The sequence below is a fragment of the Sphingomonas sp. genome (assembly GCF_036387595.1).
Lineage (GTDB): Bacteria > Pseudomonadota > Alphaproteobacteria > Sphingomonadales > Sphingomonadaceae > Sphingomonas.
The window spans coordinates 1-17,904 of the sequence record NZ_DASVTL010000077.1; the positions used below are offsets into that span (position 1 = coordinate 1).

A 17,904-nucleotide genomic window follows, 5' to 3' on the forward strand; every position below is an offset into this window, starting at 1 on the left:
AGAGGTGGCTCGGTTCATCTGCACAGCTCGGCGCGATTGCTAAGTGGAGCGTCCGCCGGTTTCATGCCGCTGCGAGAAGCGGCCGGTTGAAGTAGACGTGATCGGGTGTCCTGCGGTCAAGCGACGAGTGCGGGCGTCGGCCATTGTAGAACGTCAGATAGCGTCCGATCGAGGCGCGGGCCTCGCTGACCGAGCCATAGGCCCGCAGGTAAACCTCCTCGTATTTGACGGAGCGCCACAGGCGCTCGACGAACACGTTGTCGCGCCAGGCGCCGCGACCGTCCATGCTGATCGCGATCTTCTCGCGGTGCAGGACGGCGGTGAACGCCATGCTGGTAAATTGGCTGCCCTGATCGGTATTGAAGATCTCCGGTGCCCCGAAGCGCGTCAGCGCTTCCTCCAAGGCCTCGATGCAGAAATCGGTCTCCAGCGTGATCGACAGCCGCCAGCTGAGCACCCGCCGGCTGAACCAGTCGACGATGGCGATCAGATAGACGAAGCCGCGTGCCATCGGGATGTAGGTGATGTCGGTCGCCCACACCTGGTTGGGCCGCTTCACCGCAAGCTTGCGCAGCAGATACGGATAGATCTTGTGCCCCGGCGCCGGCTTGGAGGTGTTCGGCCGCCGGTAGATCGCCTCGATCGCCATCTTCTTCATCAACGTGGAGACGTGCAGCCGGCCGACCTTGATGCCTTCGGCGGCAAGCAGGTCGCGCAGCATCCGGCTGCCCGCGAACGGGAAATCCATGTGCAGCGCGTCGATCCGCCGCATGATCGCGAGATCGGCCGGCGAGGTCGCCCTGGGCAGATAATAGAGGCTGCCCCGGCTGATCCCCAGCTCGCGCGCTTGCCGTGTCACCGGCAACGCGTGCGAACGGTCGATCATCGCCTTGCGCTCGGCAACAGTCCCGCCTTGCCGAGCGCCCCGGACAAAAAATCGTTCACTAGCGTCAACTCGCCGATCTTGGCGTGCAGCGTCTTCACGTCGATCGCCGGCTCGATATGGCCCTCTGACCCGAAAACGCCTGCTGCCCCTTCCAGCAACTGCCCGCGCCACGTCGTGATCTGGTTCGGGTGAACGTCAAACTGCTGCGCCAGCTCGGCCAGCGTCTTCTCGCCCTTCACGGCCGCCAAGGCCACCTTCGCCTTGAAGGCCGGGCTGTGGTTCCGGCGTGTTCGCTTCGTCATCTGATCTCCTGTTCGGCAGCCATGCTGGCCGCCTTCAGGCAGAAACTCCACTTACCAGCCTGTGCAGATTTGCCGAGCCACCTCTCTTCACCCGCCGCATCATGTGCGATATGCGCGACCTTAGTGAAGTTTGAAAAGAACCGATCCCATGCCCGCACCCTCCGCCCGCCTCGCCGAACTGCGCGATCACCTCGCCGCCGCGGGTCTCGACGGCTTCGTCGTGCCGCTGACCGACGAGCATATGAGCGAATATGTCGGCGGCTATGCGCAGCGGCTGGGCTGGCTGACCGGCTTCGGCGGGTCGGCGGGCAGCGCGGTAGTGCTGGCCAATCGCGCCGCGATCTTCACCGACGGCCGCTACACGATCCAGGTCCGCGAACAGGTTTCCGCCGCCGACTGGGAATATGCGCCCGTGCCGCAGACCGATGTCGCCGCCTGGCTGGGCGAGCACGCCGCGAACGGCGCGCGTATCGGCTACGACCCCTGGCTCCACACCCGCGCCTGGGTGGAGGAGGCCGGTGCCGCGCTGGCGCCGCGCGGCGCAACCCTGGTCGCGGTGGAAACCAATCCCATCGACGCGATATGGGACGACCGCCCCGCCCCCTCCGACGCGCGGCTCGATCCCTATGACGACGCCGTTGCCGGGCAATCCTCCGCCGCCAAGCGCGCCGCCATCGGTGATTGGCTGACCGAGCGGCATGCAGACGCGGTGGTGCTGACCGCGCTGGATTCGATCGCCTGGGCGCTCAACCTGCGCGGGCGCGACGTCGCGCACACGCCGGTGGCGCTTTCCTATGCCATCGTCGATGCGGACGGATCGACCGACCTGTTCGTCGCGCCGGACAAGGTGGACGACGCGGTGCGCCAGCATCTGGGCAATGCCGTCCGCGTCCGCGACCGCGCCGAATTCGCCCTGGCGCTCGGGCAATATGCGGGCAAGCGCGTCGCCGCCGACCCCGAACGCAGCGTCGCCGCGATCGTCCAGGCGCTGGAGGCCGGCGGCGCGACGATCCTCGCCGAGCGCGATCCCGTCGTGCTTGCCAAGGCGCTGAAGAACCCCACGGAGATCGCCGGCCACCGCGCCGCGAGCGTCCGCGATGGCGCGGCACTGGCGCGCTTCCTGCGCTGGATCGAGGCGGAAGCGCCCAGGGGCGGGCAGACCGAACTATCCGCCGCCGCCAAACTCCTCGAATTTCGGCAGGCGACGGGCGTCCTTCGCGACACCTCCTTCGACACGATCTCGGCCACCGGGACCAACGGCGCGCTGCCGCATTATCACGTGACCGAGGAGTCGGACGCGCCGATCCTGCCCGGCCATCTGTACCTGGTCGATTCGGGTGGGCAATATGCCGACGGCACCACCGACGTCACCCGCGTCGTGCCCGTGGGGCCGCCGAGCGCGGAAATGCGCGACCGCTTCACCCGCGTGCTGAAAGGCCATATCGCGATCGCCACCGCGGTCTTCCCCGATGGCACGCTGGGCGGGCAGATCGACGCCTTCGCCCGGCGCCCCCTGTGGGAGGCGGGCCTGGATTACGCCCACGGCACCGGCCACGGCATCGGCGCCTATCTGTCGGTGCACGAAGGCCCGCAACGCATCGCGGCACCCAATTACCCCGGCGGCGCGGCGATGGAGCCGCTGCGCGCGACGATGATGCTCTCCAACGAACCCGGCTATTACAAGGCGGGCGAATACGGCATCCGCATCGAAAATCTGGTGCTGGTCGAGCCGCGCGAGATCGCTGGCGCCGACCGCGACATGCTGGGGTTCGAGACGCTGACCTTCTGCCCGATCGAACGCACGCTGATCGACTCAGCGCTGCTCACCCCGGCCGAACGGGCCTGGCTCGACGCGTATCACGCGCGTGTCCTGGCGGTCCTTACGTCCGAACTCGCTGAAGAGGAGCGCATGTGGCTGGAGGCCAAATGCGCACCGATCGGCGGCTAATCTGCGTCCGGCAAAGGCGCCTGATCGGGCCGCGGCTGCTTGCGGCGCTTGAGGTTCGCCCGCAACGCCGCCGCCAGCCGCTCGGCCTTGGCGCGATCCGCCGGGCTTGGGGTTTCCCTGCTCACCGCGATCAGATCAACCCGCCGCCCAGCGCCAGTCGCACGCCGAAGATCACGATGAGCACCAGGTTGAGATTGCGCCCGCCGTTGCGCGAAGACAGCGCCCCGATCGCGGCACCGACCACCGCGATCGGAATGACGAACCAATAGCCCCAGGCCAGAAAGGGCAGGAACGGCACGATACCGAGCACCAGGGCGACGGCACCGATCAGGATGGAGAGGAGGTTCAGCATGATCGTCTACATGGGCGCAGCGCCGCAGGGTGCAAGACCACCGCGAAACCCGGCCTTAACCGCTCGGCGTGCAGGTCGGGCGGGTATATCCCCGGAGCCTGCCATGCGTCGCCTCGCCTTCCTCCTGCCGCTGGCCGCCGCCGCCTGCGGACAGGCGCCGCCCGAGCAGGACAATCTGGCCGCGCTCGACGCCGCGCTGATCGACGTGAACACCGGCGACCCGGCGCTGACCGCGGCGCTCCACGATCAGATCATGGTCGATCCCGCGCTCGCGCAATCGTCCAACGGCAATGCGGTGCGGCCGCCGCCGCGCCCCGATCCGCTCGCCGTGCCGCTCGATTCGGGCACTGGCGGCAACCCGATCGGCGGCGCGCTGACGCTGGGCGCGCTGGCCGCGCAGGTGCCCGGCACTGCGGGATGTGCCGCGACGATCGGCTATTCGGCGATGTGGGCGACCAGGCTGCCCGCCGCCTTCCCACTCTATCCCGACGCCGCGGTCGCCGAAGCCGCGGGCAACGATCGCGGCGGCTGTGCCCTGCGCATCGTCAGCTTCGCAGCCTCCGCCCCTCCCGCGCGAACCCTGGCCTGGTATGCCGCCCGCGCGCGCGCCAACGGCTATTCGGTAGAACGCACCGGCGACACGCGCGTGGCGGGCCAGCGCGGACCCGCCACCTATGTCGTCTATGCTCAGCCCCGCACCGGCGGCGGCAGCGACGTCGATCTGATCGTCGACGGCGGCTGAACTTGCCGCCGGGCCTTGCGCACCGTAGGGCCGCGTCATGCCTTCGCTTCTTCTCGTGATGCTCGGCGGTGCGGTGGGTGCAGGCGCGCGGCATCTCGCCGGGCGCGCCCTCCTCGCCGTGGCCGGCCCCGGCTTCCCCTGGGGAACGCTGGGCATCAATATCGCCGGCGGCCTGCTGATGGGCGCGCTCGCCGGTACGCTCGCCCGCGGCGGTGGGAACGAGGCGTGGCGGCTGCTGCTCGGCGTCGGCGTGCTCGGCGGCTTCACCACCTTTTCGGCCTTCTCGCTGGATACCGTGACGATGATCGAGCGCGGCGACCTCGGCCATGCGCTGGCCTATGTGCTCGCATCGGTGATCGGCTCGATCGCGGCGCTCTACGCAGGGCTCGGGCTGGCAAGGGTAGCGGCATGAGCGATAGCGTCCGCCAGTTCAACGTCGGCTATGACGACGAAGGCATCCGCCTCGATCGCTGGTTCAAACGGCACCTGCCGGAGACGAGCTTCACCACCGTCGCCAAATGGGCGCGCACCGGGCAGCTGCGCATCGACGGCGCCCGCGCCACGCCGGGCGACCGGCTGGTCGCCGGCCAGACGCTGCGCGTGCCGCCTGCGGAGGCGATCAAGGACACGCCGGACGCCCCCGCCAAGCCCAAGCGCGAACGGCCACCGCTCAGCGACGATCAGACCGCCTTCGTGCGCGACATGGTCATCCACCAGGACTTCCAGGCCTTCGTCCTCAACAAGCCGCCGGGTCTCGCGACTCAAGGGGGAACCAAGACCCACGAGCATGTCGACGGCCTGCTCGACGCGCTGCAATACGATAATGAAGGCCGCCCCAAGCTCGTCCACCGCCTCGACAAGGACACCAGCGGCGCCCTGCTGGTGGCGCGCACGTCGCGCTCGGCCGCCTTTTTCGCCAAGGCCTTCTCTGGCCGTAACGCGCGCAAGGTCTATTGGGCGCTGATCGTCGACGTGCCCTCGATCGACGACGGCATGATCGAACTGCCGATCGCCAAGCAGCCCGGCACCGGCGGCGAAAAGATGCACGTCGACGAGGAGAACGGGCAGGCCGCGCGCACCCGCTACCGTGTCATCGAGCGTGCGGGCAACCGCACCGCCTGGGTCGAACTCCAGCCGTTCACCGGCCGCACCCACCAATTGCGCGTCCACATGGCGGCGATAGGCCATCCGATCGTGGGCGACGGCAAATATGGCGGCGCCGCGGCGTTCCTGACCGGCGGGATCAGTCGCAAGATGCACCTCCATGCGCGGCGCATCAAGGTGGACCATCCCGACGGCGGCACGATCGACGTCACCGCGGACCTCCCGACCCACTTCGCGGAAAGCCTGAAGCAACTGGGCTTCGAGCAGGCGGCCGGCGACGCGCTGACCCTGGACGAAAAGACCCCGCCTACCCGCGAGCAGATCAAGACCCGCGCCAAGGCGCATGCCAAATCGGTACGCCGGGAGCGCAAGGGCGAGCGGCGCGGCCGGGGGACGCGCGACTAAGTGCATCCCAACCCGGCCTTTCGCCCTGCGCCCGCGCCATCGCCCGAGCAGGTGCTTGGATTCGCCACGGCGATCGGCTTTGCACACATATTCGCCGCGACCGCCGACGGCCCCATGGTCGTCCACGCGCCGGTGACCCGCCACGGCAGTGCCCTGCGGTTCCATGTCGCGCGAGCCAACCGCATCGCACCCCATCTCGACGGCGCCGACGTGCTGGTCAGCGTGGCGGGCGACCAGGGATATATCAGCCCGAACTGGTATGCCGGGCCCGGCGATCAGGTGCCCACCTGGAATTACGTCGCTGCCGAAATCGACGGCCGCGCCGAGGCCGTTGCGCAAGCGGCCCTGGTCGAACAACTCGACATGCTGGCGCAGGTCCACGAACAGCGCGTCATTCCGGAAAACCCCTGGACCAGCGCCAAAACCGATCCGGCGATATTCGCGCGCATGCTCGGCGCGATCCGGGGTTTCGAGATCGTGCCGACCGCGACGCGCAGCACCATCAAGCTGAGCCAGAACAAGTCCCCCGCCGACCGCGACGGCGTGATCGAAGGATTGCGGCGTGCCGGCGAAATTGGGTTGGCCGATGCGATGGCCGCGCGGGCATGACCCGGCTGGCGGTGTTCGACTGCGACGGCACGCTCGTCGACAGCCAGGCCAACATCTGCATGGCGATGGAGGATGCCTTTGCCGGCGCCGGGATGACGGTCCCTGCGCGCGCGGCGATCCGCGGAATCGTCGGACTGAGCCTGGTCGAGGCGATCGCGGTCCTGCTGCCGACGGCAGAAGCGGGGTTGCACCGACAACTCGCGGCGGATTACCGGCTGGCGTTCCAGCGGCGGCGTGCGAACGGCAGTCTCGACGACGAACCGCTGTTCGACGGCATCCTGGAGGTGCTGGCGACGCTGCTCGAACGCGGCTGGCTGCTCGGCGTGGCGACCGGCAAGTCCGATCGCGGACTGGCGCACATCCTGGCGCAGCACGGGATCGCCGAGCATTTCACCACGCTTCAGACCGCGGACCGGCATCCCTCCAAACCCGATCCGGCGATGCTGCTCGCCGCGATGGCCGATGCGCGGGCAAGCGAGACGGTGATGATCGGCGACACCAGCTTCGACATGGCGATGGCCAAAGCGGCAGGCGTGCGCGCGGTCGGGGTCGCCTGGGGCTATCACGACGTCGCGGACCTCATCGCCGGCGGCGCGGACGTGGTCGCGAGCGAGGTCGCGATGCTGCCGGGGCTGCTCGCATGACGCCGGAGGATGCGCGCGCGCGGCGGCGATGGTTCACCATTCTGGCCGCACGGTTTGCCGGGTTCGCGGGCGCGATCTTCGGGCTGATGCTGATTTCGCGCGCGGAGACACTCGCACCCAAGGTGCTCGGCATCGCCATCGTGCTGTCGGCGATGGCGATGATCGCGATCGTGCCGCCCGCGCTCGCGCACCGCTGGCGGACGCCGCCCGAATGAAACGCTTCTGGCATGAGGTTGCGGTCACGCCCGAGCGCGGGATCGTGCTCGACGGACGCCCGGTGCGGACGCCGGGACGGCTGCCGCTGGTGCTGCCCACCGATGCACTGGCGCAGATGGTGGCCGACGAATGGCGCGCCGTGACGGATTCGATTGACCCGCGTGCGATGCCGATGACCGGCCTGGCCAATGCCGCGATCGAGCGGGTCGCCGCCGATCCCGCCGCCTTTGCCGAGACACTGGCGCGATATGCCGAAAACGACCTTCTCTGCTATCGTGCCGAGGCACCGGCCGAGCTCGTCGCACGGCAGGCGGCGGCGTGGGATCCGCCGCTGGCCTGGGCGCAGGAGCGCTACGACGTGCGCTTCGTCGTTGCGGCCGGCATCATCCACCGCGCGCAGCCAGCGGACACATTGGCGCGGGTCGGCGCGGCAGTGGCGGCGCGCGACGTATTCGCGCTCGCCGCGCTGTCGCCGATCACGACGCTCACGGGGTCGATCGTGCTGGCGCTGGGCCTGGTCGAAGGCGCCTTCACCAGCGATGCGACGTGGAAGGCGGCGCATGTCGATGAGTCATGGCAGGCGGAACGCTGGGGCGAGGATGCGGCAGCTGCCGCCTTGCTGGCCGAGCGTCGACGCGAATTCGATGCCGCGGTTCGCTTTCTGACCGCGCTATAGCTACCCTAACGCGTCAGCCGCCGGATGAACCCGATCAGCCCGGTCTGGCGTGATCGCTTCAATCGCTCCGCCGCCAGGATCGTCTTGACGCCCGCAAAGCAGCGCTCGACATCGTCGTTGACCAGCACGTAATCATAGCCGTCCCAGTGGCTGACCTCGTTCGTCGCACGGTCCATGCGCGCGTCGATCACATCCTGAGCATCCGTGCCGCGGCGTTCCAGACGCGCGCGCAACTCTGTCATCGACGGCGGAAAGATGAAGACGCGGACGACATCGCCGCCCGCAATCTGGAACAATTGCTGTGCGCCCTGCCAGTCGATGTCGAACAGCACGTCCTTGCCCGCGTCGAGCATCTCCTCGACCTGTCCGCGCGGCGTCCCGTAACGCTGACCGAAGACGTGCGCCCATTCCAGGAACTCGTCCTCGGCGACCATCCGCCGGAACTCCTCGAGATCGACGAAATGATAATCCTTGCCGTCCACCTCGTTGGCGCGTGGCGGACGCGTGGTCGCCGAAACCGACATCGCCAGTTCCGGCTCATCGGCGAGCAACTTGCGCGCGATCGTGGACTTGCCCGCACCCGAAGGCGAGGAAAGGACGAACAGGACACCGCGGCGGCGAAAGCCGTGCGGGTCGCTGGGGGTGCTGCCGGACATGCGCGCCTTTGGCGTGTCCTGAGGGCGGGCGTCAAGCGCGCCCTCGCGTTCGCCTCGTTTAAGGTCGCGCTGCGCCCCGCAGCCGCTGCTCGGCACGCCGCCGGTCATAGGCCTTCTTGGCGACATAGCCGCCGCCAAGCACCAGGCCGAGTGGACCCATGCGCCGCAGCGCGCCAGCCGCGATCGCGCCGATCGCCATGCCCTTCACGCCGCCCGATCCGTCGCGGCGGTCGATCTCCCGCCCGACGAGCGCGCCAAGAATACGTCCGATCATGATTCTTCTCCGAAAACCTGGTCCTTGATCTCGCCGAGTCCGCGCAGCACCGCCCAGCCGATGGCGTAGGTCACCGCTATGGGCACTACCACCTTCAGCACGTTGGCGGTGATCGCACCGATGATCGCACCGTCGGCATTGCCGTCGTCGCCGCTCATCGAATCGATCGCGCCGCCCACCAGCGCTCCTATCGTCGTCGCACCCACGATGATCTCCTTGGCCGCACAACCGCGGCGGGCGCCATCGGGTTCCCCGCCCAACCCCGTTCGTGTTGAGCGAAGTCGAAACACCTTGGCCCTGGGGAACCGCTTCGATCCGTGCTGCGCGGATGGAAGACTATGGGCCCAGCATATCCTGCGGCCGGACAACGCGATCGAAGGTTTCGGCATCGACCAGACCAAGGTCCAGCCCGGCTTCGCGCAGCGTCAGCCCCTCGGCATGCGCGTGCTTGGCGATCTTCGCGGCGGCATCATAGCCGATCTCGGGCGCCAGCGCGGTGACCAGCATCAGCGAGCGATCGACCAGTTCGGCGATGCGCGCGCGATTGGGCTGCATGCCGTCGATGCAACGCCGCGTAAAACTGTCCATCGCCACGCTCAACAGGTCGATCGAGCGCAGCACCGCCGCGCCGATCATCGGCTTGAACACGTTCAGCTCCAGATGCCCCTGCAAGCCGCCGACGGTGATTGCCATGTGGTTGCCGATCACCTGCGCGGCGACCATCGTCATCATCTCGCACTGGGTCGGGTTGACCTTGCCCGGCATGATCGAACTGCCCGGCTCGTTGGCGGGCAGGTCCAGTTCGGCCAGTCCCGAGCGCGGACCAGAGGCGAGCAACCGGATATCGTTGGCGATCTTGCTGAGCGCGACCGCCAGCGTGTTGAGCGTCCCCGACAGGTGGATGATCGGGTCGTTGGACGCCAGCGCCTCGAACTTGTTGGGCGCGCTGACGAAATCCAGCCCGGTGATCCGCGCGATCTCGATCGCGAACGCATCGCCGAACCCCGGTGGCGCGTTCAGACCGGTGCCGACCGCGGTGCCGCCCTGCGCGAGCAGGAACATGCCATGCCGCACGGCAGGCTCGATCCGCTGGCGGCAGCGTTCGAGCTGGTGCGCATAGCCGGAAAATTCCTGCCCCAACGTCAACGGCGTCGCATCCTGCAGATGGGTGCGGCCGATCTTGACGATGTCGGCCCAGGCGCGTGCCTTGCCCGACAGTGCCATCTCCATCCCGTAGATCGCGGGGATCAGGTCGCGGGTACAGGCCAGCGCCGCGGCGATGTGGAGCGCGCTCGGGAAGCTGTCGTTCGACGATTGGCCCCGGTTGACGTCGTCATTGGGGTGGACCGGCGACTTGCCGCCGCGCGTGCCGGTCAGCATCTCGTTGGCGCGGCCGGCGATGACCTCGTTGACGTTCATGTTGCTCTGCGTGCCGCTGCCCGTCTGCCAGATGACGAGCGGAAACTGGTCGTCCAGCTTGCCGGCGACGATCTCCGCCGCCGCCGCCTCGATGGCATCGGCCTTGTCCGCGTCCAGCCCGTGCGCACGGTTCACACGCGCTGCCGCCTGCTTCACCAGCGCAAGCGCGTGGACAATGCCGATCGGCATCCGCTCGCTCGGTGCAAAAGGGAAGTTGGCGATCGAGCGTTCGGTCTGCGCACCCCAATATGCCTCCGCTGAGACTTCTATCGGGCCGAGCGAGTCGATTTCGGTGCGGGTCACGGGAAATCCTTGATCGAGCAAGCGGCAGTCAGGCCGATCGTGATATCCCCTATTTAACTGGAAATATACGGAATCTGGCTACCCGGACATGATGCTCCGGCGAGTCACCACCACGAAGTTGCGCATCGGCATGTTTCTGCATGCCGTCGAAGCATCATGGCTGAAAAACCCGTTCTGGCGCTCGCGCTTCGCGATCACCGAAGAGTCGCAAATCGCAGCGCTTCGCGAAGCGGGGGTCGAGATGGTCGTTATCGACCTGGATCGCGGCCTGGGGGATATTTCAACGGAGACTGCGCCCAAGACGATATCCGCCAAGACGAGGAACTTTGCCACCGAACGTGCGGAGGCTGCCGCGGTGATCGCCCGGTCGAAGGAAACGATCCAGGGATTCTTCGACGCTGCCCGGCTTGGCGGGACAGTTCAGTCGGAGGCGGTGCGCGCGGTCGTCGACGATATTACCGGATCGGTGCTGGCGCATCCGCATACGCTTCTCGGCATGGTCAGGCTGAAGTCCAAGGACGAATACACCTATATGCATTCGGTCGCCGTGTGCGCGCTGATGGTCAATCTCGCACGTGAACTCGGCCTTGCGGTCGACATGATGCACGACCTCGGCCTGGCCGGACTGGTCCACGATATCGGCAAGATGATGATTCCCGACGTCATCCTGAACAAGCCGGGCGCGCTGGACGACGACGAATTCGCCATCGTCCGCACCCATCCCGATCGGGGTGGCGAGATGCTGCTGCGCGCGCTCAACATGCCGCAGGTCGCGATCGACGTATGCCTGCATCATCACGAGAAGATCGACGGCACCGGCTACCCCGATCGCCTTGAAGGCGAACAGATCAGCCTGGCCGCCCGGATGGGCGCGATCTGCGATGTCTATGACGCGCTGACGTCCGATCGTTCCTACAAGGGCGCCTGGTCGCCGGCGGAGGCGTTGGCGGCGATGCACGGCTGGAAGGGGCAGTTCGATCCCGTCGTCCTCTTCGCTTTCTTCCAGAGCATCGCAATCTTCCCGCCCGGCATGCTGGTGCGGATGCGCAGCGGTCATCTGGCGATCGTGCTCTCCAACGGACGCCGCGCCTCGCGACCGCAGGTCCGGCTGTTCTTCGATATCGCGGAGAACAGGCTCATCCGTCCACGGGACATCGTGCTGGCGACGTCCGGATCATCCCGCGAGATCGTGATCGAGGAGGCGCCCGAAAGCTGGCATGTCCACGATTGGCCAGCGCTGCAGGAGCATCTGCAGCGCGAAGCCACATCCCTCGACATCGCTGACATCAACCGTCTGTGGCACGGTACGGCACTGCCACAGACGGATGGCCTGGCGTTGCGCACCCCGGACCCAAGGGACCGGCCGCCCGAGCAACGGCCGCACTGACGGACGCTATCAGCCGGCGACGAGCTACTTCTTCCGCTTGAAATCCACCGCCACGACGTTCGACCCGTCCTCGACGGGTGCTGCCGCGGCACCGTCGTTTTCCGCGGCGTCGTGCGGTTCGGCGGCCACCGCATCTTCGGTCGCCTGGAAGCGTAGTTCGAAATTCACCGCCGGATCGTGGAAGCCGGTGATTGCCGAATAGGGAATGACCAGCTTCGAGGGCACCTGGTTGAAGCTCAGGCCCACCGAGAATCGCTGCGCATCCACCGTCAAATCCCAATAGCGATTCTGGATGACGATCGTCATCTCGTCGGGAAAGCGCTCGATCAGCCGCTGCGGGATGTCGACGCCGGGCACCTGGGTCTTGAAGGTGATGTAGAAATGATGCTCGCCGGGTAGCCCGCCGCCCTCGGCAATCGAACCGAGCACGCGGCCGACGACCGCGCGCAGCGCTTCCTGGACGATCTCGTCATACGGGATCAGGCTGTCGGGCATGCCGTCGCTCATCCTTATGGACTAGCGCGGTTTGAGGGCCGGTCAACCTTCAAGATTGCGCGCGAAGGGCAGAACGCTATGGAAATACTGCTATGAACCCCGCGATGCGCACCGCCACGATCACCCGCGCGACCGCCGAGACGCGGATCGACGTCACCGTCAATCTTGACGGCACCGGCACCTACCGGTGCAAGACGGGGATCGGCTTTCTCGACCACATGCTCGAACAGCTCTCGCGCCACTCGCTGATCGACCTCGATATCGAGGTCGCGGGCGACCTCCACATCGACGGCCATCACACGACCGAGGATTCGGCGCTGGCGATCGGCGAGGCGGTGGCCAAAGCGCTCGGCGACAAGCGCGGTATCCGGCGCTACGGCGACGCGCTCTCGCCGATGGACGAGACGCTCACGCGCGTCGCCCTGGACCTGTCCGGCAGGCCTTGGCTTGTTTGGAAGACCGTCTTCACCGTCTCGCGGCTGGGCGATCTCGATACCGAACTGATCGAACACTGGTTCCACAGCTTCGCGCAGACCAGCGGATGCACGCTTCACGTCGAGACGCTCTATGGGCAGAACAACCACCATATCGTCGAAAGCGCGTTCAAGGGTCTGGCGCGCGCGCTCAGGGCCGCGGTCGAGATCGACCCGCGCAAGGCGGATGCGATCCCCTCGACCAAGGGCGTCCTTTGACGCTGGCGCTGATCGACTATGGCGCGGGCAATCTGCATTCGGTGGAGAACGCCCTTCGCACTGCCGGCTGCACCGATCTGGCGGTGACCGCGGACCCCGACGCGGTGGCGCGCGCGGATCGCATCGTCCTGCCGGGGGTCGGCGCGTTCGGCGCCTGCGCGGGCGCGCTGCGGGCGGTGCCGGGCATGGTCGAGGCGATGGAGCGACGGGTACGCGGCGACGGCGCGCCCTTCCTCGGCATCTGCGTCGGCATGCAGCTGATGGCGGATGCGGGGGAGGAGATGGGCGTTCATGCCGGCCTCGGCTGGGTGTCGGGCCGGGTGCGCCGAATCGCGCCCGCGACTATGGAGGCCAAGGTGCCGCACATGGGCTGGAACGACGTGCGCCCCGCCCTGCCCCATCCGCTGATCGAGACGGGCGAGGCCTATTTCCTGCACAGCTACGCGTTCGAGGGGCAGGACGTGATCGCGACCACCGACCACGCCGGACCAGTGACCGCCGCCATCGGACGCGACAACATGATTGGCGTCCAGTTCCACCCCGAAAAGAGCCAGCGCTACGGCCTGGCGATGCTGGAAAGGTTCCTCACATGGCGGCCGTGATCCTCCCCGGCACGGGGAGGGGGACCATGCGAAGCATGGTGGAGGGGGCCTTCCACCGGCGATCCCCTTTGTGGCGGCCCCCCTCCACCATCGGCTGCGCCGACGGTCCCCCTCCCCGCGCCGGGGAGGAACGATGACCCTCATCGTCTTCCCCGCCATCGACCTTAAGAACGGCCAGGTCGTCCGCCTGGCCGAGGGCGACATGGACCGCGCGACCGTCTATGGCGACGATCCGACCCATCAGGCGATGCTCTTTGCCGAACAGGGCGCCGCGCACCTCCACGTCGTCGATCTCGATGGCGCCTTCGCCGGCCGGTCGGTGAATGGCGACGCGGTGCGCGCCATCGTCACGGCCTTTCCGGGACACGTCCAGCTCGGCGGCGGCATCCGCACGCCCGAAGGCGTCGCGGGCTGGTTCGATGCGGGCGTCGCGCGCGTCGTCATCGGCACCGCTGCGCTGGAAAATCCGCAATTCGTCCGCGACATGGCCGCCGAGCATCCCGGCGGCATCGTCGTGGCGGTCGATGCCAAGGACGGCATGGTCGCGACCCGCGGCTGGGCGGACGTATCCGACATATCCGTGGTCGATATGGCGCGACGATTCGAGGATGCGAGGGTGGCGGCACTGCTGTTCACCGACGTCGGCCGCGACGGCATGCTGAAGGGCTGCAACGTCGAAGCGACGGTCGACCTTGCGCGCGCGGTGGACATTCCGGTCATCGCCAGCGGCGGCGTGAAGGGCATCGCCGAAATCCACGTCCTCGCGCTGCACGCGCGCGATGGGGTTGAGGGCGTCATCACCGGTCGCGCGCTGTACGACGGGCGCCTCGACCTCGCCGCGGCTTTGAACGTGGCGGCTGCGGCGTGATGATGTTCACGCGACGGCGCGAAGCCTGTCCTGAGCGAAGGCGAAGGGGCGCGACGAGTAGCAGATTGGTTCACGCGGAGGCGCGGAGACGCGGAGCTGTCTTGCTCGGGGTGAACGACGCCCTGTCTCTCACAAGCGCTGGTGAAGGAGCGCTAGCGCGCTCGGAGGAAGCAAGCGCCGCAGGCAGCATCTCTTCTCTTCTTCTCCGCGCCTCCGCGCCTCCGCGTGAACAAAAACCTTCTTCTCTCCCCGCCCCTTCGCCTTCGCTCAGGACAGGCTTCACGTCTTCGCGTGAACCAAGATGACCGTCCGTGCGCGCGTCATCCCCTGCCTCGACGTTGCCAACGGCCGCGTCGTCAAGGGCGTCAACTTCGTCGACCTGATCGACGCCGGCGATCCCGTCGAACAGGCGCGCGCCTATGACGCCGCGGGCGCCGACGAATTGTGCTTCCTCGACATCGGCGCCAGCCACGAGGGACGCGAGACGATCCTCGACGTCGTGCGGCGCACCGCCGCCGTATGCTTCATGCCGCTGACCGTCGGCGGCGGGGTGCGCAGCGCCGAGGACGCGCGTGCTCTGCTGCTGGCGGGGGCGGACAAGGTCGCGGTCAATTCCGCCGCCGTCGCGCGACCGGAAGTCGTCGCCGACATCGCCGAGCGCTTCGGCAGCCAATGCTGCGTCGCCAGCATCGACGCACGCCGGGTGGGCGATCATTGGGAAGTCTTCACCCACGGCGGTCGCCGCGCGACCGGCATCGACGCGGTCGCGCATGCGCTGAGACTGGCGGACCTCGGCGCGGGCGAATTGCTGGTGACGTCGATGGACCGCGACGGCACCCGCGACGGCTACGATCTGACACTGACCCGCGCGATCGCGGACCGGACGCAGGTGCCCGTCGTCGCCAGCGGCGGCGTCGGCGGGGTGGCCGATCTGGTCGCAGGCATCCGCGACGGCCACGCGAGCGCGGTGCTCGCCGCGTCGATCTTCCACTTCGGCCAGGCAAGCATCGCCGACGCCCATGCCGCCCTCGCAGCGGCAGGCATCGCGGTGCGCCGGCATTGAACCGAAACCATTGACGGCGGAGGATTGACTGGGGCGCCCGCCTCCAGCACGCCACCACGCATGGACCCGCTCGACACCCTCGAAGCCACGATCCGCGCCCGCCGCAGCGCCGATCCTGCGACCTCCTATGCCGCTAGCCTGTTCGCCCGCGGCCGCGGACGGATCGCGCAGAAACTGGGCGAGGAAGCGATCGAGACCGTCATCGCGGCAATGGGCGACGATCCCGCCAAGATCGTGCCCGAAGCGGCCGATCTCGTCTTTCACCTTCTGGTTCTGCTCGCCGACGCGGGACTGGGCCTTGACGATGTGCGCACCGAATTGAAGCGCCGCGAGGGCGTATCTGGACACGACGAGAAGGCGAGCCGATGAGCCGCCAGCACGCCACCCCCGTGCTGATTATGTCCTGCGGAAAAGACATGATCCCGCTGACACCGCTCGCGTTGACGGCAGGAGCGGATCAGGTCAGCGAAGCCACGATCCAGGCGCTGGTGCATGCCCATCCCGCCTGCCTGCCGATCGCCGAGATTGATCCGCTGTTCAATCACCCGGTGCCGATCTGCACCGAACTGAACACCCGTGCCGGACCGATCGACAACCTGCTCATCACCGCCAGCGGCTTGCCGGTGCTGGTCGAATGCAAGCTGTGGCGCAATCCGGAAGGGCGCCGCGAGGTGGTCATAACTACGCTTAAGCACGAACTGGGTTCAAGTGCCCGGATAGCTTTCGGTCCTGATTTCCCGGACATATCCGACAACCTGCCGCTGCCCGACTTCGACGACGCAAAAAGCGCGAGCCGAGGCGTTCGTTTGGCTGCGTAGCCGTACCAATACCTTCATCAATGCCTTACGGCCACGCATTCGCGCAGCCCTGGATGACGGAAACACCTAGATGCCCATCGACGCTACCCTGCCCTACGACCCGCAGAACATCTTCGCACGCATCCTGCGCGACGAGATCCCGTCCAACCGGGTGTATGAAGACAATTACGCCATCGCCTTTCACGACATCGCGCCGGTGGCACCGACCCACATCCTGGTGATCCCGCGCGGCGCCTATGTCTCCTGGGACGACTTTTCGGCGCGTGCCAGCGAAGCGGAGATCGCCGGCTTCGTCCGCGCGGTGGGTAAAGTCGCACGCGACAACGGACTGGTCGCGGCCGGTTACCGACTGCTGGCGAACACCGGCCTCCACGCCGGTCAGGAAGTGCCGCACCTCCACGTCCACCTGTTCGCCGGCCAACCGCTCGGGCCGATGCTGGCGCGCTGAGGGCGCGCGGACCGCTTAGGGGATTGCACCTCCCGCTTTTGGGACTAGGCTCAAGCCTTTCCAAGCAAATGAAGGCCGCGGGGGACGCGGCCGAGGGAGATCGAATGGCGACACGACCCGCACCCGGGCTCATTTCGCGCATGCTGCTTCGCAAAAGTGTCGAGCAGGTGCAGCGCGAAACCCAGAACAGCGAACTCAAACGGACACTGGGCGCCTGGAACCTGGTGTTCCTGGGCATCGGCTGCATCATCGGCGCAGGGATCTTCGTGCGGACCGGCAGCGCGGCATCGCTCCATGCCGGTCCGGCCGTGCTCATCTCGTTTCTGATCGCCGGCGTCGTCTGCGCGCTGGCCGGGCTGTGCTACGCCGAACTGTCCTCGACGCTGCCGGTGTCGGGATCGGCCTATACCTATAGCTACACAACGATCGGCGAGTTCGCGGCGTGGATCATGGGCGCGCTGCTGCTGCTCGAATACGGGCTTGCCGCCTCGGTCGTCGCGGTCGGCTGGGCCGGCTATGTGGTCAGCCTGCTGCGCGATTTCGGCCTCGTCATCCCCGTCGTGCTGACCGGGCCGACCGGGCATACGATCATGCAGACCGTCGGCAACGACATGGTGCCGGTGATCGTGAACGGTGCCCCGATCACCTATCTCTTCAACCTGCCCGCCTTCCTCATCTGCATGGCGATGACCGCGCTGCTCGTCGTCGGCGTGTCCGAAAGCGCCAAGGTCAACAATGTCATCGTCGCGATCAAGCTGACCGTCATCATCGCCTTCATCCTGATCTGCGGCGGTTATGTCATCGCGCATATCGATACGCTTAAGGCCAATTGGGATCCCTTCATCCCGGCGCCGACCGGCGAGGAAGGCAAGTTCGGCTGGGACGGCATCCTGCGCGCGGCATCGATCGTGTTCTTCGCCTATATCGGGTTCGAGGCGGTCTCGACCGCGGGGCAGGAAGCCAAGAACCCCAAGAAGGACATGCCGATCGGCCTG

The 17,904-nt window shown here is 67.3% G+C and carries 25 protein-coding genes; 17 read left to right on the top strand and 8 right to left on the bottom strand.

What is annotated here, in order from left to right:
- Positions 1–61: 61 nt before the first annotated feature.
- Positions 62–1,188, bottom strand: a protein-coding gene (locus VF643_RS07775) for an IS3 family transposase (protein ID WP_414713820.1) whose coding sequence is annotated in 2 segments (ribosomal slippage) — positions 62–939 and positions 939–1,188 — 1,128 coding nt in all. Because the reading frame shifts where the segments join, the coding sequence is not laid out codon by codon here.
- A 148-nt stretch (positions 1,189–1,336) separates the two neighbouring features.
- Here VF643_RS07775 and VF643_RS07780 point away from each other — a divergent pair.
- The gene (locus VF643_RS07780) at positions 1,337–3,136 is read left to right on the top strand and encodes an aminopeptidase P family protein (protein WP_331042814.1); all 1,800 of its coding nucleotides are present in this window, start codon (positions 1,337–1,339) and stop codon (positions 3,134–3,136) included.
- Here the strand turns inward: VF643_RS07780 and VF643_RS07785 are convergent.
- Both VF643_RS07785 and VF643_RS07790 read right to left on the bottom strand, forming a co-directional pair.
- Positions 3,133–3,261, bottom strand: a complete 129-nt coding sequence (locus tag VF643_RS07785) for a hypothetical protein (protein ID WP_331042815.1) — start codon at positions 3,259–3,261, stop codon at positions 3,133–3,135. The genes VF643_RS07780 and VF643_RS07785 overlap by 4 nt on opposite strands.
- Before the next feature lie 5 nt (positions 3,262–3,266).
- Positions 3,267–3,488 (bottom strand): hypothetical protein, encoded by a 222-nt coding sequence (locus tag VF643_RS07790; RefSeq protein ID WP_331042816.1) that lies wholly within the window; start codon positions 3,486–3,488, stop codon positions 3,267–3,269.
- 103 nt (positions 3,489–3,591) lie between these two features.
- On the opposite strand from VF643_RS07790, the gene VF643_RS07795 reads away from it, so the two are divergent.
- Genes VF643_RS07795 through VF643_RS07825 form a run of 7 tightly spaced genes read left to right on the top strand, consistent with a single transcriptional unit; the run spans position 3,592 to position 7,884 of the window.
- Positions 3,592–4,230, top strand: coding sequence for a hypothetical protein (locus tag VF643_RS07795; protein WP_331042817.1), 639 nt, complete (start codon positions 3,592–3,594; stop codon positions 4,228–4,230).
- A 37-nt stretch (positions 4,231–4,267) separates the two neighbouring features.
- Positions 4,268–4,642 carry a fluoride efflux transporter CrcB gene (gene crcB / locus VF643_RS07800; RefSeq protein WP_331042818.1) on the top strand — a complete coding sequence of 125 codons (375 nt, stop codon included), beginning with the start codon at positions 4,268–4,270 and terminating at the stop codon, positions 4,640–4,642.
- On the top strand, positions 4,639–5,739 hold the full coding sequence (locus VF643_RS07805) for an RluA family pseudouridine synthase (protein ID WP_331042819.1): 1,101 nt from the start codon (positions 4,639–4,641) through the stop codon (positions 5,737–5,739). Before crcB ends, VF643_RS07805 begins: the two co-directional genes overlap by 4 nt.
- Entirely contained in the window at positions 5,740–6,348 is a 609-nt protein-coding gene (locus VF643_RS07810; RefSeq protein WP_331042820.1) for an FMN-binding negative transcriptional regulator, read from the top strand.
- Complete coding sequence (locus tag VF643_RS07815) at positions 6,345–6,992, top strand: HAD-IA family hydrolase (protein WP_331042821.1); 648 nt, start codon at positions 6,345–6,347, stop codon at positions 6,990–6,992. Before VF643_RS07810 ends, VF643_RS07815 begins: the two co-directional genes overlap by 4 nt.
- A complete protein-coding gene (locus VF643_RS07820; RefSeq protein WP_331042822.1) occupies positions 6,989–7,207 on the top strand; it encodes a hypothetical protein in 219 nt (72 codons plus the stop codon). Before VF643_RS07815 ends, VF643_RS07820 begins: the two co-directional genes overlap by 4 nt.
- Complete coding sequence (locus VF643_RS07825; protein ID WP_331042823.1) at positions 7,204–7,884, top strand: ATP12 family chaperone protein; 681 nt, start codon at positions 7,204–7,206, stop codon at positions 7,882–7,884. The genes VF643_RS07820 and VF643_RS07825 overlap by 4 nt, the downstream gene beginning before the upstream one ends.
- Before the next feature lie 5 nt (positions 7,885–7,889).
- Here VF643_RS07825 and gmk read toward each other — a convergent pair whose 3' ends face one another.
- The 4 genes from gmk to fumC all read right to left on the bottom strand — a co-directional run bounded on the left by gmk (position 7,890) and on the right by fumC (position 10,536).
- Complete coding sequence (gene gmk / locus VF643_RS07830) at positions 7,890–8,540, bottom strand: guanylate kinase (RefSeq protein WP_331042824.1); 651 nt, start codon at positions 8,538–8,540, stop codon at positions 7,890–7,892.
- A 58-nt stretch (positions 8,541–8,598) separates the two neighbouring features.
- Positions 8,599–8,814, bottom strand: coding sequence for a hypothetical protein (locus VF643_RS07835; RefSeq protein WP_331042825.1), 216 nt, complete (start codon positions 8,812–8,814; stop codon positions 8,599–8,601).
- Entirely contained in the window at positions 8,811–9,020 is a 210-nt protein-coding gene (locus VF643_RS07840; protein ID WP_331042826.1) for a hypothetical protein, read from the bottom strand. Before VF643_RS07840 ends, VF643_RS07835 begins: the two co-directional genes overlap by 4 nt.
- Before the next feature lie 130 nt (positions 9,021–9,150).
- Complete coding sequence (gene fumC, locus VF643_RS07845; RefSeq protein WP_331042827.1) at positions 9,151–10,536, bottom strand: class II fumarate hydratase; 1,386 nt, start codon at positions 10,534–10,536, stop codon at positions 9,151–9,153.
- Positions 10,537–10,624: 88 nt separating this feature from the next.
- On the opposite strand from fumC, the gene VF643_RS07850 reads away from it, so the two are divergent.
- Positions 10,625–11,923, top strand: coding sequence for an HD-GYP domain-containing protein (locus tag VF643_RS07850; protein WP_331042828.1), 1,299 nt, complete (start codon positions 10,625–10,627; stop codon positions 11,921–11,923).
- Between the two features lie 24 nt (positions 11,924–11,947).
- Here VF643_RS07850 and VF643_RS07855 read toward each other — a convergent pair whose 3' ends face one another.
- The gene (locus VF643_RS07855; protein ID WP_331042829.1) at positions 11,948–12,430 is read right to left on the bottom strand and encodes an SspB family protein; all 483 of its coding nucleotides are present in this window, start codon (positions 12,428–12,430) and stop codon (positions 11,948–11,950) included.
- A gap of 92 nt (positions 12,431–12,522) precedes the next feature.
- On the opposite strand from VF643_RS07855, the gene hisB reads away from it, so the two are divergent.
- The 8 genes from hisB to VF643_RS07895 form a co-directional block, all read left to right on the top strand.
- A complete protein-coding gene (gene hisB / locus VF643_RS07860) occupies positions 12,523–13,110 on the top strand; it encodes an imidazoleglycerol-phosphate dehydratase HisB (protein ID WP_331042837.1) in 588 nt (195 codons plus the stop codon).
- Positions 13,107–13,712 (top strand): imidazole glycerol phosphate synthase subunit HisH, encoded by a 606-nt coding sequence (gene hisH / locus VF643_RS07865; RefSeq protein ID WP_331042830.1) that lies wholly within the window; start codon positions 13,107–13,109, stop codon positions 13,710–13,712. Before hisB ends, hisH begins: the two co-directional genes overlap by 4 nt.
- Positions 13,713–13,845: 133 nt before the next feature.
- Positions 13,846–14,580 carry a 1-(5-phosphoribosyl)-5-[(5-phosphoribosylamino)methylideneamino]imidazole-4-carboxamide isomerase gene (gene hisA, locus VF643_RS07870; RefSeq protein WP_331042831.1) on the top strand — a complete coding sequence of 245 codons (735 nt, stop codon included), beginning with the start codon at positions 13,846–13,848 and terminating at the stop codon, positions 14,578–14,580.
- A gap of 301 nt (positions 14,581–14,881) precedes the next feature.
- Positions 14,882–15,643, top strand: a complete 762-nt coding sequence (hisF, locus tag VF643_RS07875; protein ID WP_331042832.1) for an imidazole glycerol phosphate synthase subunit HisF — start codon at positions 14,882–14,884, stop codon at positions 15,641–15,643.
- Positions 15,644–15,703: 60 nt separating this feature from the next.
- On the top strand, positions 15,704–16,012 hold the full coding sequence (locus VF643_RS07880) for a phosphoribosyl-ATP diphosphatase (RefSeq protein WP_331042833.1): 309 nt from the start codon (positions 15,704–15,706) through the stop codon (positions 16,010–16,012).
- Positions 16,009–16,461, top strand: coding sequence for a hypothetical protein (locus VF643_RS07885; protein ID WP_331042834.1), 453 nt, complete (start codon positions 16,009–16,011; stop codon positions 16,459–16,461). The genes VF643_RS07880 and VF643_RS07885 overlap by 4 nt, the downstream gene beginning before the upstream one ends.
- 70 nt (positions 16,462–16,531) lie before the next feature.
- Positions 16,532–16,909 (top strand): histidine triad nucleotide-binding protein, encoded by a 378-nt coding sequence (locus tag VF643_RS07890; RefSeq protein WP_331042835.1) that lies wholly within the window; start codon positions 16,532–16,534, stop codon positions 16,907–16,909.
- 104 nt (positions 16,910–17,013) lie between these two features.
- On the top strand, positions 17,014–17,904 hold an 891-nt coding region (locus VF643_RS07895; RefSeq protein ID WP_331042836.1), incomplete at its 3' end, for an amino acid permease.

What these genes read in the sequence shown, in the direction of transcription:
- VF643_RS07790 (WP_331042816.1), bottom strand. Translation starts at nt 3,488, where the DNA reads ATGCTGAACCTCCTCTCCATCCTGATCGGTGCCGTCGCCCTGGTGCTC.
- VF643_RS07780 (WP_331042814.1), top strand. Translation starts at nt 1,337, where the DNA reads ATGCCCGCACCCTCCGCCCGCCTCGCCGAACTGCGCGATCACCTCGCC.
- hisF (WP_331042832.1), top strand. Translation starts at nt 14,882, where the DNA reads ATGACCGTCCGTGCGCGCGTCATCCCCTGCCTCGACGTTGCCAACGGC.
- VF643_RS07835 (WP_331042825.1), bottom strand. Translation starts at nt 8,814, where the DNA reads ATGATCGGACGTATTCTTGGCGCGCTCGTCGGGCGGGAGATCGACCGC.
- VF643_RS07815 (WP_331042821.1), top strand. Translation starts at nt 6,345, where the DNA reads ATGACCCGGCTGGCGGTGTTCGACTGCGACGGCACGCTCGTCGACAGC.
- hisB (WP_331042837.1), top strand. Translation starts at nt 12,523, where the DNA reads ATGCGCACCGCCACGATCACCCGCGCGACCGCCGAGACGCGGATCGAC.
- VF643_RS07805 (WP_331042819.1), top strand. Translation starts at nt 4,639, where the DNA reads ATGAGCGATAGCGTCCGCCAGTTCAACGTCGGCTATGACGACGAAGGC.
- crcB (WP_331042818.1), top strand. Translation starts at nt 4,268, where the DNA reads ATGCCTTCGCTTCTTCTCGTGATGCTCGGCGGTGCGGTGGGTGCAGGC.
- VF643_RS07850 (WP_331042828.1), top strand. Translation starts at nt 10,625, where the DNA reads ATGATGCTCCGGCGAGTCACCACCACGAAGTTGCGCATCGGCATGTTT.
- gmk (WP_331042824.1), bottom strand. Translation starts at nt 8,540, where the DNA reads ATGTCCGGCAGCACCCCCAGCGACCCGCACGGCTTTCGCCGCCGCGGT.
- VF643_RS07885 (WP_331042834.1), top strand. Translation starts at nt 16,009, where the DNA reads ATGAGCCGCCAGCACGCCACCCCCGTGCTGATTATGTCCTGCGGAAAA.
- VF643_RS07855 (WP_331042829.1), bottom strand. Translation starts at nt 12,430, where the DNA reads ATGAGCGACGGCATGCCCGACAGCCTGATCCCGTATGACGAGATCGTC.
- hisA (WP_331042831.1), top strand. Translation starts at nt 13,846, where the DNA reads ATGACCCTCATCGTCTTCCCCGCCATCGACCTTAAGAACGGCCAGGTC.
- VF643_RS07825 (WP_331042823.1), top strand. Translation starts at nt 7,204, where the DNA reads ATGAAACGCTTCTGGCATGAGGTTGCGGTCACGCCCGAGCGCGGGATC.
- VF643_RS07880 (WP_331042833.1), top strand. Translation starts at nt 15,704, where the DNA reads ATGGACCCGCTCGACACCCTCGAAGCCACGATCCGCGCCCGCCGCAGC.
- VF643_RS07795 (WP_331042817.1), top strand. Translation starts at nt 3,592, where the DNA reads ATGCGTCGCCTCGCCTTCCTCCTGCCGCTGGCCGCCGCCGCCTGCGGA.
- VF643_RS07820 (WP_331042822.1), top strand. Translation starts at nt 6,989, where the DNA reads ATGACGCCGGAGGATGCGCGCGCGCGGCGGCGATGGTTCACCATTCTG.
- VF643_RS07890 (WP_331042835.1), top strand. Translation starts at nt 16,532, where the DNA reads ATGCCCATCGACGCTACCCTGCCCTACGACCCGCAGAACATCTTCGCA.